Origin of the sequence: Paenibacillus sp. USHLN196, assembly GCF_037144955.1 — a bacterium.
GTDB classification, from domain to species: domain Bacteria; phylum Bacillota; class Bacilli; order Paenibacillales; family Paenibacillaceae; genus Paenibacillus; species Paenibacillus xylanexedens_C.
Genome location: NZ_JBBCYH010000001.1, coordinates 267386 through 286009, shown reverse-complemented (window position 1 = coordinate 286009; position 18624 = coordinate 267386). Strand labels below are relative to the sequence as shown.

Here is an 18624-nt window from a genome sequence, read left to right as displayed (position 1 = left end):
CGATTTAGGGACTACCATACAATCCTTCGGGAAGTTCATCTAGCGTGATTACGTTGTCATGATTGTATACCTTTTTCAAATATTCCTTTGTATTCGTTTTTCCGTCGCGCAGATAATCGCCAGTCCAGGTATTGAAAAAGTTCCAATGTGCGCCGTAAGTCTGGAGCAGATCAGGATCCGGAATAGGCCCGTTTTCTGCAAGCGCTACAAGTTTTTTGTGCTTGCCCAAAAACAAGAGTTCATCATACTTGGCAATGTTTGGGCTATGATCGCCCGCTGGATTGTAAACGTCGATACTTACAATGTCGACCATATCATCGCCCGGGTACCACTCCTCCTTCACAGAGTTCCAAACCCAAATGAGATTGTTTAACTGATGGTGATCGGTCAAACGTTGGTACATTAGTCTATATAATTTTTTGGCAGGTTCGGGCCCTTTGGCTCCCCACCAAAACCAGCCGCCCTCTGCTTCGTGCAGTGGTCTCCAAAGTACGGGAATGTTATGATCCTGTAATCGCTTCAACTGAACAGCAATGGCATCAATGTCTCGAATTAAAAGCTTGTAATCTTCCGATCTCGGATGATTCAGGGCATATTCTACATCGAAGGTCGTAAACTCGGTATTAAAACCTCGCCACCATTCGCGGCCCGGTTCGTTGCCGCCTATTCCATTCGGCGCATTCCAATGCCAGCTTAATGATACTATTCCTCCACGTTCGTACCATTCAATCATCTTCTCCACCTCGTTTGAGGTGCTTCCGTTTTCAACACGGGATGGAGAATAATCCATTAAATCACTGGAAACCAATGCAGGGAATTTTCCTGTCTGCTTGTAGATCCACTTCGCATCTTCCAGTGTTTGCTGTCCTGAAATCATCTTCTTTCCATACTGGCTGGTCATAAAATCCAAGAGTGCTTTCGTTTGCGGAGTTGCTTTGGAATTACTCAAGGTATGCATCTTTATTTGCTGTTTGGAAACATTGGGATTTACACGTTCCAGTTTTAAATACTCAATGCCATAGTATCCCCACCCCCGTAAGATTTGGATGGAGTTGCTGCCTTGGTTCAGAAGCACTTTGGTCACCTTTTTTTCAGCACGGACCTGCCCTGGGTTGGGAGCATTAAGCGTCAATTCACCAGCACCTGAACCATTCACTTGAATAGAGGTCGTTTTGTCCCCATTCCCTTCTGGAATGTAATATCCCAAGCTCAACTCATACAGGCCATCTTCCGGTGCTTCAACTTTGAACGCAGCGCTTCCTTTAGCTGAATTATCCTCTTCAAAAAAATAAGAAATGTAACCTTTACCATCATATGATCTGTCCATTGCTTTGGCAGTTTTCTCGTCCCGTTTCTCAATCCCGTACCCTTCTAGCTGAGCATCTTTAAATGTTACTATTAATGCTTGTGTTTGATTAGGTTCAACAACAAATCCGGGTACCGTAACGGCTGCTTCCACCCTGGAATGAGTGAAACTCGACATGATGATGCCTAAAAAGAAAAGGGCCGATCCTAACATTAGATAGGTTTTATTTGACGCTGCATACCTTATCATTGAACCTGATTTAGTCTTCATTTTATGCCTCCCCTCCGTTCATTACATTCCTGTTATCGCTTTCATTTGTTATGGTCCCTCCTTTCGTATCAACTATATTGGCTGAGGAGGCTCTCGGACATATCACAAATCTTAAATCCTTTCATTCTAAAATCATTTGTATTTTCAGAAAATCATATTTCTTTTCATTTAGAGATTAGAAAACTCCCCTCCGGTTTGTTTACTTCCGTTAGTAGAGGAGTTTGTTTAAAATTATTGTTTTTTTTGATAAAAAGAAGGCGACTCCCCTTCTAGTTTCTTGAATTTGGTATAGAAATAATTGACGTTTGAATATCCTACCCTTTCAGCCACTTCGTAAACCTTCATATCCTGAGCCAGTAATTCTTTCGCTTTTTGAATCCGTATCCGATCAAGATAGGCATTGAAATATTCCCCTGTGTGACTTTTGAATAGTTGGCCCAGATAGGAACTACTGTAATTAAACAATACGGCAAGCATTTCTAACCTTAAGTTCTCCCCATAGTGCCGATCCATATAATCCAGCAATCGCTTCATTTCATTGTCTTTACTATTGTAATCTGCGCATCGAGCGAGCCTCTCCATAACAACAGAAATACGGTCAACGAGATCCTGAATATATCGGGAATGATATACTTCACCAAGGAATTGCGCCGGGTCTCCTGGATAATCGCTTAAAGACCAGACACGGGAATGAATTTTTCGAACCGTTTCATTAGCAAGGTAGAAGAAACGATCACGGATCTCCTTTTCATCAGCTTGATTAGCTACTTGTTGTAATGCTATTTCGTTTAAAAAAGAAGAAATCGCACTTGCATGCCCAACATCTACCAGATAATGCAACCTGAAAGCTTCTTCCTCCTTACTTGATAGAGATAATACGGAAGTTTGAGCGATTTCTTTTTGAAAGGTTTCCGTTGTTTCCTCTGTTAGCAACCTCCCTCTCTCATAAAAGAAACTCCGCTCCAGAAGGGATCGTGCAGTTTTGAAAGAATAAATGATTTCTTCTAGAGAACGAACAGGTTGGCCTATCGCTACGTCCATTTCAAATCGAAGTTCTCCTGATAACAGCTGGAGATTCTTGTGAAGTTCATTCCATCCCAATTCGCCAACAGGAGCATCACCAAGCAAAAGGACAATGTATGGAGCAAAATATAAAACGATCCCTTTACGCTCCAAAGTATACGTTTTACTCAGTACCTTCTTGAAGTTATGAATCTGTTCGCTTTCTTCTTGATGTGAACCTGAAAACCCAATCAAAAGAATTTGAAATGTTCTCCAACTCACCTCAAATGAGTCGGACCTTTCAATCAAAAAGGAATCCTCATAAGCGTTTCTTCCAGATAGTAAAGAGTAAAGTATCCATTCTGGCGTATTTGTCTTTTGTAACATACTTTTTTCCTGCAGTTTTGAGAGTTGTTCATGAATCTTTTGAAGCGATGCTGAAAGTTCTTCCTTGTTTACAGGTTTGAGCAGATATGCTTCAACACCGAATTGAAGAGCTTGCCGCGCGTACTCAAAATCGGCGTAACCACTGAGTATAATGACATGACTGATCCAGCCACGGTGACGGATCTGCTGAAGGAGTTCCAATCCGTCCATGCCTGGCATACGTATATCAACCAACAATACGTCGGGAATCGTTTCTTCGAATATTCGGAGAGCCTCATTTCCACCAGCTGCCGTTCCAATCACTTCAAATCCCAATTCCCTCCAAGGTATTAACGTTTGCAACCCCAAACGTAGTTTGGGTTCATCATCAACAATGATCACTGAGAACATTAGGTTCCCCTCCCTCCTTCGGAATACAAAATGTGATGCAGGTGCCTATGCCCTCTGTACTTTCAATTGAAAGCCTTGAACGTATACCGTAGGTAAGTTCTAATCGGTCGTTCACGTTACGGAGACCAATACGATTTCCAGCTTCATCGGAGTTCATTAACTGTTTTTGTAACGTCTTCATTTTCATTGGAGGAATACCCGCACCATCATCTTGGATTTCTACAAATAACATCCCCTGATCGTTGACCTTCGTTCGAACCGTGATCAACGTTGGACCCTCTTTGCGATCTAACCCATGGAGTATCGAGTTCTCAACCAAAGGTTGAATGATAAGTGGGGGAATTTCAATGTGTACGCTTGCTGGGTCGATTTCCATAATGTATTGAAGTCGGTCTTCATACCGGAATGTTTGAAGTTCCAAGTAACACCGAACCATATTTAACTCATCCGAAAGTGGAATCTGGCGACTTCCGACCTCTAAACTATTTCGGATCAACACGCTAAGCTGCCATACAGCTTGGGCCAAGCCCTCTTCCCCACGAAGATGTGCTTCCATTCGAATGGACTCAAGTGTATTAAACAGGAAGTGGGGATTGACCTGGCTCGCTAACATCTTAAATTTAATATCATTTTGTTTTTGTAATAGTGTCTGTTTCTGCTGGTTACTCTCTTCCACTTCCAACATTAGTTCACTGATTCGATGAACCAGATCATTGAATTGTCTGGAGAGTTGGCCGATTTCATCTTTTCCATCGAGGTCAAGATAAGTATCCCAGGACACCGTACCTATTCGGGACATGTGCTTACTAAGTCGAAGCAATCTTCTTGCAATAAATGATGCCGAAACATAAACAAGCAAAACTGCGATGATTAGACATCCACCTATAACAAATGTAGCCAAGCGAATGATAGCGTTTGCATCATGTAGAATCTCAGACACGGTAAAAACGGAAATGATACGTAGTCCATTCCAGCTATTCTGTGGAGTTATGTTTGCAATGACCACTTTCGAATTTTTCCCATCCATGATAGCTTCATAGCTGCCCTCCGTTTGAGACAACATATTACTCCCGGCATGCACAGCGGCAAGGTTTTTACCGTAGAGATCAGGGCGGTTTGCTGCCACAATATTGTTGTTGTCATCCACGATCATCGTTGAGAAAGTCTCTTGGGATAGAATAGAGTTTAGCAAATCAGAATTCACATTAATCACCAAAACACTTTCATTTTTCAACTCATCCAGATTGATTTTTCGAACCAGACTTAGATAATGTCTATGATCACGCTCATCCTGAATATAGTCCCAACCTGCAAGCCCCTTTTGACTCAAGGCGGATCTATACCACTCAGACTGTTTCGTTTGGTCTTCTGGCTGCATAAATTCCCAATTATTGAGCATCGTTGAATTAGGCGTATATAACCGAATTGATTTTATTTCCTTATACAGCCGCATATAATCTCGAATGTCAGTATATTGACGATAGGTTTGGATAACTTCGTTATAACTTTCATAATTGCGGCTTGCTATGGACTTCATTCGGTTATCATTGGAGAGTTGATAGGAAATATCAATAGCTACATTGATAACTTCCTCGGTCCTTTTTTGTACACGCTCCACGTTATTGGTTGCTTGTTCAGCGGCATTCAGGATCATGACTTCCTTCAGCTTGCTTGTTAGATAGATACCACTTATTAAAAGCGGGAGTACGGCCACGGTTATAAAGATTAATGATAGCTTACTTTTAAGTCTGATGTCATTTAGTATTCGGATAAAGCGCATAATACGGGCCTCTTTCCTAAATTTAGTTCCGATAATTTTGGATGAAATTCACAAATGATTAATATTATAATATTTCCTTTTAACATAAAGCCAAATCTACTCTTCTCTTTTTGAATAGTCAATGAAACATTTTATATGGGATCGAGAGGGTCCGATTGGTTCAGTAGTAGGTCAGAGTCATTTCATATCGAGTTTTTCTAACTAATAATGAAAATAGCAGCCGATCATATGATCGGCTGCTTGGTTGTGTAAGGATGGCTGTTCATCGCATTTTCGACCTAATACTAGTAGTTAGGAGCAGATTTCTTGTCCTTAGCTTGGGACAAATTAAAACAAAAAGAGCCGCATTTCTGTTCTATTTCAATGACTCTATTTTACACAATGATAAATAAACGATCCATTCTCAGAATTTGCATATTTAAACTCCCAATCGCCATATGTTTCAATTTTCGAAAAACCTATTTGTTTCAGCGACTCATCATAATCTTCTTGATTTCGGAACCTTAGCTGCATTTTTTCATGAACTAGGACTTTGTCTATTTTAGTATTTTTTACAGTTTCATAGAATGTATAAATATCTCCCTCAAACCCTTCATATTCTGTATAGATTTCTAGAGGGTCTCCACTTTGCTTATCTTTAGCTAAGTCAGGATTCGTGTCCTTCTCCCACTCTTTCCATACTTTTACCAAAGGGTTTCTTGTATCAAAAATAAAGTGACCGCCCTTTTTTAGGGAACGAAATACGTCAGCAATTACTTGCTTCCAACTATCATCTGTAAGAAATACCTGCGCAACATTGGCTGTCATAACTACCGCATCATAGGTATTCGTTTGTAAATCTGAACTATCACCTACAATCCATTTCACATTGCCTGAATCATCTTTAATTCTCGCCACTTCAATCGCTTCTTTATTGGGATCTATAGCTGTAATATTATAACCGTGCTGAACAAGATGAATAGTCCATCTTCCTGTTCCACAGCCTAGGTCAGCTATAAATTCCAGTTTTAATCTCTTTAGCAATGCAAGGAAAAATTCATCGTCTTTTCCCCAATGGTTAATCTGGTCGTATACTAATGGAATCATAAATAATGTCTCCCCACGTTCTTATAATAAAAAAACCTCAGCTGGGTTAACCGAGCTGAGGTTAATAATTAACTATTTTGTGTTTTTCTTTATTTGATTCTGTTGAATACTAGAGTCGCACCTAGCTTCTTCATTTAATAACTTCAACCTTTTTATCCCCTGCTGACTTGGCTATCTCTAACGTTGTGTTACCTTGGATAGCGACTATCACGCCAGTAGCCAGCATAGAAACGATTAAAGCTGCGCTGAGGGCTGTGGAAATTTTCTTCTTCACCATAACCATACCTCCGATATCGTTTGCTTAGACTCACTGATAAATTGAAATATTTAACTTTTTTGATGGGTAATCCACCTGGTGATTGTATTATAACGTACTGACAATGATTGTAAAAGGTTTTTTCCTTATGCCGCTGTGTTAGCGACTTGGCAATTAATTAAAATCTTGCATTAAGTCATCAATGACTGCTTTTACAGTTCTAATCTCTTTAATTGGTGTAATTCCTGTGCCGACAGTAATATAACCATCGTCTGTATTGCCTTCTAGCATTCCGATACGCATTCCAATTGATCCACGCATCAATTTTGCTGTTTCTTCACGACTGGCACCTTGTTTATCCATTTCGACTAGTTTATTCGCCAATTTAGTAGGTAAAGAACGATAGTATGCTGGTAAAGTACGGAACATTAGTAAATCTTCTGCTGTAGTATCTACAATCATTTGTTTCACCTTTTCTGCTGCTGGATTTTCTTTTGTTGGAATAAAGACACTGCCAGCAAACACACCTTCAGCGCCTAAAGCAAATGCGGCACGAACTCCTCTAACGTCTCCAATACCACCAGCTGCCATTACAGGAATATTTATAGCATCTACAATCATTGGAACAATCGAAAATGTTCCAATAACTCGTTCTGGAACCGTACCACCTTCATCAAATCCAGTCGCTACATAAACATCTATTCCAAATTTTTCTGCAGCTTTTGCATTTTCAATAGTAGGCGTAAGGGGTCTATAAACAATTTTAATATTGTTTTCTTTTAATGGTTTAAAGATTCTTTCATCCAGTGTATCATTCACCAGAACAACAGGAACTTTCTCGTCAATAACTGTTTCTATAAGTGGCCATGTGTAAGCTAAATCACGATTCACGATCACTGGAATTCCAAATGGCTTATTCGTTAAAGATTTTGTTTTTTGTATTTCAGTTCTCATTCTATCCGCACTTATTTCGGGTGAGCGAGTTATATCAACCTGACCGGCATTTGGACCTAGAAATCCTAATCCACCCGCATTGCTTATTGCTGCAACAAATTCGGCATTAGTAACCCAAGACATTGGTCCTTGTATAATTGGCTTTTTAATATCTAATATTTCACATACTCTGTTAATCATTTTATCTGTTCTCCTCTTGTTAAACGAATTTCTATATTGTTACTTCGTGTATTTATTTTCTGGGTAAGGTAGACCTAAATTTCCCCGAAGTGTGTCGTCCTCATATTCCTTACGGAATATGCCTCTATCTTGCAAGATAGGAACAACCAATTGGATAAAGTCCTTAAATCCTGCAGGATGATCTTGTCTAATCAGCAAGATATCCATGACGCCTTCTCGATACCAATGTTCGATTTGTTCGGCAACCTGCTCTGCCGATCCTATCAACCCAGGTTTCGGCATTCGATAACCTTTAGGCATCCATGATTCAATTTCCCTTAGCTTTTCCAGAGCTTCTTTTTCCGTTCTACCAACGATTGGGTTGTGAGAAGGCATCATCAACAGGTCATACGGTGAACGCCCTTGATTTTGAACTTTACGTTTAAGTTCATCAGTGAATGCCTTGAGATATTCCAAATCATGTCCTGGTGCCATGATGACTTCGGCATGCTGTGCAGCAATATCCATGAACTCCGGTGAAGTGCCCGCTTGAAAGACCACGGGTCTTCCTTGCCTTGATCGACTGATATTTAAGGGTCCCTCCACGGAAAAGTAATTCCCGGTATAATCTAGCGGATGCATCTTACGCGGGTCAAAAATACCCCACGTTCCTTATCACGTATAAAGGCATCATCTTCATACGAGTCCCAAAGTCCTTCAACAATCTCCAAGAACTCTTTTTTCATGGGATAAAGATCTGCTTTCTTCAGATGGGACCGACTGTAATTGGCTAATCCTCCAGGATTGGAGGTAATTGCATTCCACCCTGCTCTGCCCTTGCTAATCTTATCGAGGGAAGCGATTTGCCTAGCAACGGTAAAGGGATCAGCATATGAAGTCGCTATCGTTGCGGTTAAACCAATGGAATGAGTTACCATACTCAATGCAGATAAAATAGATACACCCTCAAACATGCTTAGATAGTGCGGGATCATGCCAGGTCCGATATGACTTACGTCTGCCAAAAAGATGAGATCGAACTTTCCCTGTTCAAGTTGTATGGCTTTCTGTACGTAATACTCAATATTTTCACTGGCATCTGCTGGAATATGAGGGTGTCTCCAACCCGTGTAATTCCACCCCACACCATCAATAATTCCTCCTAGTTTAAGCTTTCTTTCTTCCATAATTGAATGATCTCCTTTTCACGAGTCCACTTATTTCCTTGTAGAACACCTAATTCCTTAGCCAATAATTTATGCCCTTTCTTCCGACTATCTTGATTTGGATAGAAGTCAGCAATCATGATTTCATCCACTAAACTTGCTTTCGCAATTTGTCTAAGTTGCTCCGCAACCTGTCCAACACTTCCAATCACAAAGCGATCCTTGTTACGTTCCCTAGCCAGCTCTTCATGAGGTGTGTATCTGTGATTTTTAGCTTCTTCCGGTGTAGGGAAAGTAAGATTTATTGTCCCTGTGCTCATCTGTGCCCACATTAATTCCGCTGGTCCTGCGATATATTTAGCCTCTTCTGCCGTCTCAGCTGTAATAACGATCGTCGCTAACATACTTTGGGGCCCAGTTAAATAAGAAGAGGGTTTAAAATTAGAACGGTAGGCTTTTAACATAGGAATAGCCCGTTGGGGTGCCAAATGAGCTGCAAATACAAATCCTAATCCCTTTTCCAAAGCAAATTGTAACCCACCCTCGCTAGATCCCAGCATAAACATATCTGGAACCATTGAACGATCTCCGGGAGGATGGATGTGACTAAACGGGTGGTTTTCTTTAAAGTCACGGGCAAAGAAAGAAAGCAGGTTATCTAGTTGCTCTGGAAAATCATTAACCTCCATTAATGCCTGGGATCTTAATAATGCCCACATTGTTCTGCCATCCGTACCAGATGCTCGGCCAATCCCGAGGTCAATACGTCCTGGATACAACCCTTCGAGAAGCGTAAAGTTCTCCATCACTTTCAAGGGACTGTGATTCGACAACATAACCCCTCCGGAACCTACTCGAATTGTTCTAGTGTGAGCTGCTGCATGTAAGCTAAGCAAGTCTGGTGAAGTACTCATCAAGGTTGTTGTGTTATGGTGCTCTGTAAACCAATATCTGTTGAACCCCCACTGTTCTGCTAGTTGAACCATTTCCGTCATATTTTGAAGACTTTCCGTAGCCGTGGTTCCGTTATAGATATGAACAAATTCCAAAATCGAAAGCCTGAGCTCATTTGCTGTACTCACATTAATTACTCCTTGCCTTCTTGAGTTTATTAGTTAGCTTGCTAAATAAATTTGAATGGTTTTGTTTGTTTTGGTTGTTGAGCCAATCTTAAGTGTAATCGTTTCGTTTGCAAAGAGGGCAATTTATATGAACATAGTACATCTTTTTGTACCTATAGATTAGGAGTGATTTGAATGAGGGATGCAACGAAAGGATTTGAGCAAGAGTTCATGAACGAAAAACCCAATTCATCGTGATTAGTTTCAATCAAAAAAGTCGCTAAAATAGCGACTTCAATCGGGATATGTTTTTGTCCCTCGACATTTATTCACACTTTTCTATCGTACCCTCATGTTTTATAATCGTCCATCATTCTCTTGCTCTTCCTGCACTATTCGAGCAATGTGAATGATTAAATATAATAATTCTTCGTTTGATATCGTGATCTCCAACATATTTTGCACGTAGGTTTTAATCATCTCCGCGCATTTGTATTCAAGGGGATGCTCTTTCACCATGTGTTGGAATATAAAATCTTTTGACGAATTGCCTAAGCGCCCTTCTTGTAAACGTTGGATAAAAAATTGCAGATGCGTGACTAGTCTCACATAATGGATGGAGTTTTTGTTCAATTGCATATCAAAGCTGTATTGAATGAGATTAAAAATGTCTTTTAACATCTTAACGGATTGCATCGTGCGTTCCATATTCTGCTCGTGTGTCTGGGCATTCACGAAATGAAAAGCGATATTGCCTGCTTCCTCTTCCGGAAGTTCAATATTAAGCTCTTGATTCAACATAAGGACTGCTTCAAGGCCGAGTTCGAATTCGAGGGGATGAAACCTCTGGATTTCCCACAACATGCGATTTTGTAATGATATCCCCTTTTTCCATCGTTCAATGGCAAACGACAGGTGATCCATAAGCGTAAAGAAGATTTGATCGTCAAGAGACAGTTTTTCTTTCGCATTGGAAATGAGTTTGTTTATGACATTCACATGTGATTCGGGCATGTTTTCGATAGTTCGAACGTAAGCCTGAGCAGATGGATTATTTTGCAAAATGAATCGTTTCTGGATGTGTTCTTCATCAAGTCGCTCGCCGATTTTGCCTTTGAATGCCAAACCTTTGCCCATGACAATCACTTCTTGTCCTTGTTCATCCTTGGTCAGAAGTAAGCTGTTATTCAATATTTTGATTACTTTCATGCCTTCATCACGATCCTTTATTCTTTCGTGACCGCCTGATCCGAATTACCGATACATCTGCCGTTCTGCCTTATGACCTGCTGATACCACGAGAAGCTTTTCTTTTTCAAGCGCTTCAAGTCTTTCAGATCCTGTTCACCACGGTTTACATAGATTAGGCCGTAGCGTTTCCCGTAACCCTGATGAGTGCTTACCACGTCAATAACAGACCAAGGGCAATAACCAATCACATCCACCCCATCCGTCAGAGCCAGTCTGATCTGCTCCAGGTGTTTCTCAATAAAATCAATCCGGTACGTATCATTAATCGTATGATCTGCTTCCAGTACATCCGGAGCCCCTATGCCATTTTCCGTAATTATAATTGGGAGACCATAACGTTCGCATACCTTACGCAATGTTAACCTTAGACCAACCGGGTCTATAACCCAGCCATATTTCGTTTTTTCTGTATAAGGATTCTCCGCTGCCCGGTAGACTCCTTGCTCACCAAGCATAATTTGTTGATCACCCGCACGAGCTGTAACATCCGATGCATCGCCAGTACTGGCGGCAATGGTTGCCGTCGAATAATAATTGATAGCCACCAGATCGGGACGGCCTGCCTTGATGTCCTCCAAGTCGCCCTGTTTAATAACCGGCTCGATGCCACGTTCCTGCAAATAACTCCAGAATAATGGATTATACCGTCCCCACACCGATAAGTCGAGAAACCCCCATCCGCGAATCGTCTCCCAGTTATGTGCAGCGATTGCATCTGCTGGTCTGGAGGTTGCCTGATACATGGAAGTCATGTTTAATGCAGGACCGATCTTGCCTTGCGGGAACATGTCATGAAATAACCGCATCGTTCTGCCTTGAGCCACAAACATGTGATGATTTTGCTGATACAGTTCCTTACTGGAAAGCAAACGTCCGCCCTTCGGTGTACCAATGGCGCCCGGATGAAGAATCATCGTATTTTGCTCATTAATGGTCAACCAATACTTCACTTTATGCCCGTAATGCGTAAACAAGATACGCCCATAGTCGACAAAGGCATTGACCGTTTCTCTGTTGTTCCATCCTCCGGTTTTCTCAAGTTCGTAGGGTAAGTCAAAATGATACATGGTCACAATCGGTTCAATGCCATGGAGCAGCAGTTCGTCAATCAATTGGTGATAAAACTGGAGTCCTTTCTCATTAATCGCGCCTACGCCTGAAGGCAAGATTCGAGTCCATGCAATCGAAAAACGATACGCTTTGAGGCCCAGCTCTGCAAAAAGCTTCACGTCCTCTCTGAATCGGTGATAGTGGTCGCTAGCAACTGTGAAATCGGCAGTTCCATCCGGATGGTCACACATATCAATTACGGACAGACCTTTGCCATCTTCATTCCAGGCTCCCTCCACCTGATAAGCAGAGGTAGAACCTCCCCACAGAAAATCATTGGGGAATGGTTTGATGTGTTGATATAACATCTCAAGCACTCCTTCATATTAATGCTATTTAGAATAATGACAGATCCGTGTTCCGGTTGTTACGAAAGTTGGATAATGGTTGTTCCAACCTTCACAGAACTCTGCTTCTCCAGCTTAATGTCTGGGAAACGATCCGAATTGGCGATAATGATCGGGGTTATGACTTCGTAACCCTCCGCCTTGATGGCATCGATATCGAAGCTGATCAACAAGTCCCCTCGATGTACCCGATCCCCCACTTTAATGGAAGAGTCGAAATGCCTCCCCTTCAGGTTAACGGTATCAACTCCAATATGAATCAATACTTCTTCTCCATCATTACCATTTAATTTGACCGCATGTTTGGAGTCCATGAGAGCCGTAACTTCACCTGCAATCGGTGCATACAGTTCTCCTTTTTCAGGAATAATTGCAGCTCCCTTACCCAGTAATCCCAAAGAGAAAACATCGTCGGGTACACGGTCCAGATGGACCAATTCACCTTGCATCGGGCTTGCGATCGTAAGTGGGCGTAATTCATTTTGGCTTGGTACATTCGCATTGGTTGTTGAAGCAGACTGCGTGCTTGGGGTGTTGTCTTTAACAATCTGCTCGGAAAGCGTCTTGTCATCGTTAACGTTGGCATTGCCTTCTTCCTCATCGTCTACTGGATCATCGAAACCAATGATCCATGTCAGAGCAAAGGTAACAACAAAGGCGATTATACAAGTCACAATAGCATGAACGATGTTCATCGGATTGCTGCCAATGAAAGCCGGTAATGCAGCTAGCCCGGGAGAGACGAAGGCATAACGTACTAATCCCGTCAGACCAGCGTATACCCCTGCTACGCCACCACCGATCATTGCGGCAATCAAAGGCTTCTTCAGTTTCAGCGTTACACCGTACAAGGATGGTTCTGTGATGCCCAGCACAGCGGTGAAACCGGATGAAGCAGCGAGCTGTTTAAGTTTTTTGTTTTTTGTTTTTAAGGCTACAGCAAGCGTAGCCCCACCTTGAGCAATATTGGACGCGAGCATCCCCGGACCGTTGATCATTTCATAACCACTTTTGGTCAGTTGGCTAGTTGCAATCGGCGTCATGGCCCATGCAGTGCCTGTCACAATCAGGAACGGTTGCAACGTTCCCATTAACAACGGAATCAGCCAACTGGCTCTAGCATTAATCGCTTCTGCACCCATGGCAACCAGATCATTCAGATACGTTCCGAAAGGCCCGATTGCCACCAATGCAAGTGGTGCTGTAATCAATAGCACAAGCATTGGTTTTGTGAAGAATTTGATCATGGAAGGTGATACCCGATCTGCGAAACGTTCAATATAGGACATGAGCCAGACGACGATGATAATCGGCAGTACGGAGCCTGCATAGTCGGTTAATCGAACTGGAACACCGATGAAAAACACGTCTTTTCCTTCCGCCATTAGGGCGCTCCATCCGGGGTGTAACAACACACCGGCAACCGTCATCGCCAGGATTGGGCTTGTCTCAAATTTAATGGAAGCTCCGTAAGCCAGCAGAATGGGCATGAAATAAAACGCCGCATCCGCAATGGTGTTAAGGATATAATAGTTTTGGCTTTCCGTCGTTACGAGACCTGTCAGTACAAGTACAGCTAATATCGCTTTGATCATACCTGCGCCAATGATTGCCGGTATTACCGGAGTAAATGTCGTCGAGATCACGCTGATGAATCTGGAAATCCAGCTCTGTTTTTGTTTGGGTCCGTTATTCTTTCCAGAATCCGATGTGGAGTCCCCATTTCCAGTTGCTGAACCCATCTGCTTAGTGATAACGCGATAGACTTGCTGCACCTCATTACCCACGACAACCTGGTATTGTCCACCGTTGTTCACAACGGTAATCACACCTGGAAGTGCTTTGATTTTTTCTGTCTCCGCTTTGGAGATGTCGTGCAATTCGAACCGAAGTCGGGTTGCGCAGTGTGTAAGCCGAGCGATATTATCCTTCTTTCCAACCAATTCCGTAATCTCTTGTCCCAACTTACGATAATCCATACCTTAGCCCCATTTCTGAATTTGGATATAAAAAAGACCAAAACGATATGCCTTCCCCTACTCACATAAGGAAAATGCAAAATCATTTTGGTCATGCCTGCTTTACCAGTAACAGCCAAACACTGCTAATATTCAATTCATTATTGATGTAAACGTTTACTGGACCCATGCTATCACACAATAAGTCAGTTAGCAATCACTTTATTCGTCATTTTTCTACATTTAGACTTAAAAATTTCATTAAATCATCACGCAGCTGCATAATCTCATGGGGTATATTTTGATTATTTCGCTAATATCCATTTTTGTCGATTAAGAGATGGATTCAGTTCACTCAGGAAGAGTTGGGTCCCATCTTCCGATACTTCTAATGCTTTTTGATGATGAGCTGAAGTAATATGAACGGATCCGTCTTCGTTCTGGTGAAGGACCCAACGCTGGTTGTTATATCCTAAGTAATGATACAGCTGAAGTTTGTTTTGCCCTATATCCAGATCAAGCGTCTGACCGGCTGTAGTACGAATCGAATACGAACCTGCTTCGTCGCCTGTCGGAACAAATACCCACTTTTGAGTGGAAGCTGCACTTGAATCCTGCAAGGTAACGGGCTCCCCGTTGACAAGGTTAAGTGTATAAATGGATTTCTGTGTTGCGGCATTTACAAGGCTGGACTTGGTGAGGTTTGCAGGTTCACCGTTGCTCACATTGACGTTCTGATAAGATGCGTAGCCGCCAAATACATTGAGTCCAAAGTGGCCTTCTGCAAAAGTACCATCCATTACATCTATGACTTTTTGACTATCTACGTGTACTATAATATGCGGACCATTCGCTTCTATTTTCACCTTATACGTTTGACCTGGCTGAATGAAAGTTGGTACTTTCGCAAGAACCTGCCGTTCTTCAAATCCTCCGTTGATTTTATAGAACAGACGGATCGCCTTCATGTTAGGGTCTAGATTCAGATAGTAACCACTGCGACCATCCTCGCTAGCCCTGAACAAAATAGAACCTGCCCCTCCTGTTTCACCGAGCATCATGTCTGCTTCATACGTAAAATTCCCAGCTTTCTCTTTGGCAATATAATTCGCATCGCTAAAATATTTACCCCGAATCCCATTTTCACTAACTAACCATGAAGCAGCAGACAGATCTTTAGTCCATCCATTCAGGTTTGTCCGGAACTCGCCACCGGTTACTTTAACGAGCACACTAGTGGAAGTTTTGCCATTCGGAGTAGATACGGTGATCGTGGACTCCCCTTCTTTTTTCGCCTTAATTACTGCGTGTGATTTGTCTACCATGTCTATGGCTATTACTTCTTTATTACTGGACTCCCACTTAAGCGGTTGAACACCTAAACCTGGTCCATATTCGACCATCGCCTGCAGTGTATCCGACTCCCCTACCCCCAGTTCCCGAACCCTCGTATCCATCTTTATTTGAGCTTTTGAAGGAATGTCCTCATTCCAGACAGATTGAAGTTGATGCACTTTCAGGGAAACAACATTCACATTCCCGCCTTTCACGTAAAAATTCATCGCTCTACTAGCAGGGTCCGGAAATATAACATCTGAAAAGACGACTTTACCGTCGTTACCAAAGGCTTCAACGGAAGACTCATCCACAAGAATACGCATCTTGATCCGTTTATTTTCCATTTGCATAGGTGCTTTATGTTTCTTACTGAAGAGGTTAGAAAAATCCGTTTCACCGGATGCAGTTCGGTCCACAAACATACGACTATCGCTTGCCGTATAACCCACGACCGTCTTCTGATTTGAACCCTCACGAATGTTAAAGCCAAACTCGGTCACTGTGCTGGCTTCAGGGATTTCAATTTCAGCTTCAATTTCGTAAGCTCCTGAAATAATACCTTTTAGCAGATTACCGGAAGAAGGACTCACCGATTTGTTAGAAGCAGAGTACAGAGGTTTACGCAGTGATTCCAATTCTTTAATTGGACTTTGCACCATCCGAATTCCATCTTCGGTCGTTACCAATGATGCTTCTCTTGGAATGGTTAGTTCACCTTTCCAATTGGACGTTGGGAAAGCGAACGGATAATCCCAATTCGTCATCCACGCCATCATCACTGTGCGATGATCAGGCATGTTAGCGAAAGACATCGAAGCGTAAAATTCTTTACCAAAATCTGTTCTTAGCACCTTACCCGCCGGATTATCGTTCACGAATTTACCATCAGCTGTTAAATCACCGATGAAATACTCGGCATCTGATCCGCCTGTTTTTGGATTCGCTCCTGTACTGATCATCATAACCCACTTCTTCTGTGACGTTCCGTCTACCGGAAGCTGGAACAAATCAGGGCATTCCCATACTCCTCCGCGGACGTAAACCCCGTATCCCCAATTATCTGTCAATGTCCAGTCAAGTAAATTCGTTGAAGTATAGAAACGAATATGATCTCCTCCGGACACAACCATAACCCATCGATTATTCTCATCATCATGGATCACTTTCGGATCGCGGAAATCCCAATTTCCAGCTTCATTTCCGCTCTTACCTGGGTTCTCAATCACAATCGGGCGTTCCTTCGAATACTCCCAAGTACGACCTTGGTCTTTGCTGTAAGCCAGACCTATACGCTGGTTCCCATTGGGGCTATCCGGATTAAAGGAAGTGTAGTATGCAATAAGGCCCTTGCCTCCTGAATCTCCGAATAGACCAGATGCATTCGTCATATCCGCAACAGCCGATCCAGACCAGACATGTCCGTGATCATTCCACGGAAGTGCAATCGGAAGCCGTTTCCAGTTCAACATATCTTTACTTACAGCATGCGCCCATGTTCCTCCATCCTGATGGAAGAGATGATATTCTCCTTCGAAGTATACAAGTCCATTCGGATCACTAGCTGAACCACGTATTGGCGTGTAGTGATACTGTGGACGATATATCTCATTATAATATTGGCTCAGTTCCGTCACATAAGTATCCTGGAAGTAAGCCGTCCCCTGTTTGACGATGATTCCGATATTTCCATTCGTGTAAGTTGAATCTTTCACGTCAATCGCGGCCGGAGTGTATCCATCCATGAAGACCTGAATTCGATCTCCCTTTGCCTTGATTTCCACATGATGTTTGGCTCCCATCTGACTCGGATAAGTACGTGGGGAACTCGCAATTGTTGTTCCTTTTGTATTCGTCAAACTTACACGGACCTGATCTCCTTCCTTCGTAAGAGTAGCTTCATATCCTTCAGATCCCTCGGTGGAAGAACGAAATGCAAGAGCTGCAATAGAATTAGGAAGAAGGGTAATATTCCCTTCATACACCATATCAGCTGCCTGTTTAGTATAGATTTGTTGTGCTTTGTTCTCATGCGCTATCGTCCCTCTTTTGCCGCTAATATCAGGTTGCCAGCTTCCCTTACTTGCAACTACCGTACCTAGATTACCATTCAGATCGCTCACCATGATGTTCGAGAACAAGGCGGATCCATCCCATACATGGAGTCCAAGTTTCCCACTTGGATACGAGTTGTCCTGAACATCAATCAATGGTTTATATTGATTGCCCCAATATACTATTAACGAGGAACCCACTGCCTTCACTTTGAGATGATAGATCTGACCCATTTCTACAGAAACTTTACGCTCCTCCTTTAATTTCCCATCTCCATTTCTTGCATCTCTTAACCGAATCAGACCTGCGTCCGGAACGATTTGCAGCATGTACGAGCTAAAGCCATCCTCATTAGAACGAAACAACAATGTTGCGTCTGCCTTCGTATCCCTGATCATGACATCAGCTTCATAGATAAAATCATCGGACACCGTCTCTGAGATGGCCATTACATTTTCTTTAGGCTGTGAAGTTAGCAAGATTCCTTCTGAAGTATCCTCTAATCCCCCTTTTCCTCTCACTTGCCAGCCTATCAAATTGGTATTTGATTTGGATGCGCTTTCAAAAATATCAAGCCCCTCCTTTGCCTGTTTATTTGTTTCCTCATCAGCGAGCACAGTACTGGCCGCAGCTGATTTAGATGTGAAAATACCGTTTGAAGTCATAGCTAGTCCCATTGCCATCAGAAGACATATTGCGAATTTAGATTTATCTTTCATAGCTTACCCTCTTTTCTAATGAGTTGGTGAAG

At 42.3% G+C, this 18624-nt stretch carries 13 protein-coding genes; all 13 read right to left on the bottom strand.

What is annotated here, in order from left to right:
- Positions 1–4: 4 nt before the first annotated feature.
- Positions 5–1576, bottom strand: a complete 1572-nt coding sequence (locus WFI24_RS01135) for a glycosyl hydrolase (protein WP_336758117.1) — start codon at positions 1574–1576, stop codon at positions 5–7.
- A gap of 231 nt (positions 1577–1807) precedes the next feature.
- Entirely contained in the window at positions 1808–3355 is a 1548-nt protein-coding gene (locus tag WFI24_RS01130) for a response regulator transcription factor (RefSeq protein WP_336758116.1), read from the bottom strand.
- Positions 3333–5135, bottom strand: a complete 1803-nt coding sequence (locus WFI24_RS01125; RefSeq protein ID WP_336758114.1) for a sensor histidine kinase — start codon at positions 5133–5135, stop codon at positions 3333–3335. The genes WFI24_RS01130 and WFI24_RS01125 overlap by 23 nt, the downstream gene beginning before the upstream one ends.
- A 369-nt stretch (positions 5136–5504) precedes the next feature.
- Positions 5505–6221, bottom strand: coding sequence for a class I SAM-dependent methyltransferase (locus WFI24_RS01120; protein ID WP_336758113.1), 717 nt, complete (start codon positions 6219–6221; stop codon positions 5505–5507).
- Positions 6222–6351: 130 nt separating this feature from the next.
- Positions 6352–6498 (bottom strand): hypothetical protein, encoded by a 147-nt coding sequence (locus WFI24_RS01115; protein ID WP_336758111.1) that lies wholly within the window; start codon positions 6496–6498, stop codon positions 6352–6354.
- 153 nt (positions 6499–6651) lie between these two features.
- Positions 6652–7611, bottom strand: coding sequence for an NAD(P)H-dependent flavin oxidoreductase (locus tag WFI24_RS01110; protein WP_336758110.1), 960 nt, complete (start codon positions 7609–7611; stop codon positions 6652–6654).
- A 39-nt stretch (positions 7612–7650) separates the two neighbouring features.
- Complete coding sequence (locus tag WFI24_RS01105) at positions 7651–8232, bottom strand: LLM class flavin-dependent oxidoreductase (protein WP_336758109.1); 582 nt, start codon at positions 8230–8232, stop codon at positions 7651–7653.
- Positions 8220–8777, bottom strand: a complete 558-nt coding sequence (locus tag WFI24_RS01100) for an LLM class flavin-dependent oxidoreductase (protein WP_336758107.1) — start codon at positions 8775–8777, stop codon at positions 8220–8222. Before WFI24_RS01100 ends, WFI24_RS01105 begins: the two co-directional genes overlap by 13 nt.
- Positions 8753–9838, bottom strand: coding sequence for an LLM class flavin-dependent oxidoreductase (locus tag WFI24_RS01095; protein WP_336758105.1), 1086 nt, complete (start codon positions 9836–9838; stop codon positions 8753–8755). The genes WFI24_RS01100 and WFI24_RS01095 overlap by 25 nt, the downstream gene beginning before the upstream one ends.
- A gap of 336 nt (positions 9839–10174) precedes the next feature.
- On the bottom strand, positions 10175–11026 hold the full coding sequence (locus tag WFI24_RS01090) for a PRD domain-containing protein (protein WP_336758103.1): 852 nt from the start codon (positions 11024–11026) through the stop codon (positions 10175–10177).
- A gap of 17 nt (positions 11027–11043) precedes the next feature.
- Positions 11044–12486 carry a glycoside hydrolase family 1 protein gene (locus WFI24_RS01085; RefSeq protein ID WP_336758102.1) on the bottom strand — a complete coding sequence of 481 codons (1443 nt, stop codon included), beginning with the start codon at positions 12484–12486 and terminating at the stop codon, positions 11044–11046.
- 59 nt (positions 12487–12545) lie between these two features.
- Positions 12546–14504: a beta-glucoside-specific PTS transporter subunit IIABC gene (locus WFI24_RS01080; RefSeq protein ID WP_336758101.1), complete on the bottom strand. Its 1959-nt coding sequence runs from the start codon at positions 14502–14504 to the stop codon at positions 12546–12548.
- Between the two features lie 284 nt (positions 14505–14788).
- Positions 14789–18592, bottom strand: a complete 3804-nt coding sequence (locus WFI24_RS01075) for a GH32 C-terminal domain-containing protein (protein ID WP_336758099.1) — start codon at positions 18590–18592, stop codon at positions 14789–14791.
- Positions 18593–18624 lie beyond the last annotated feature (32 nt).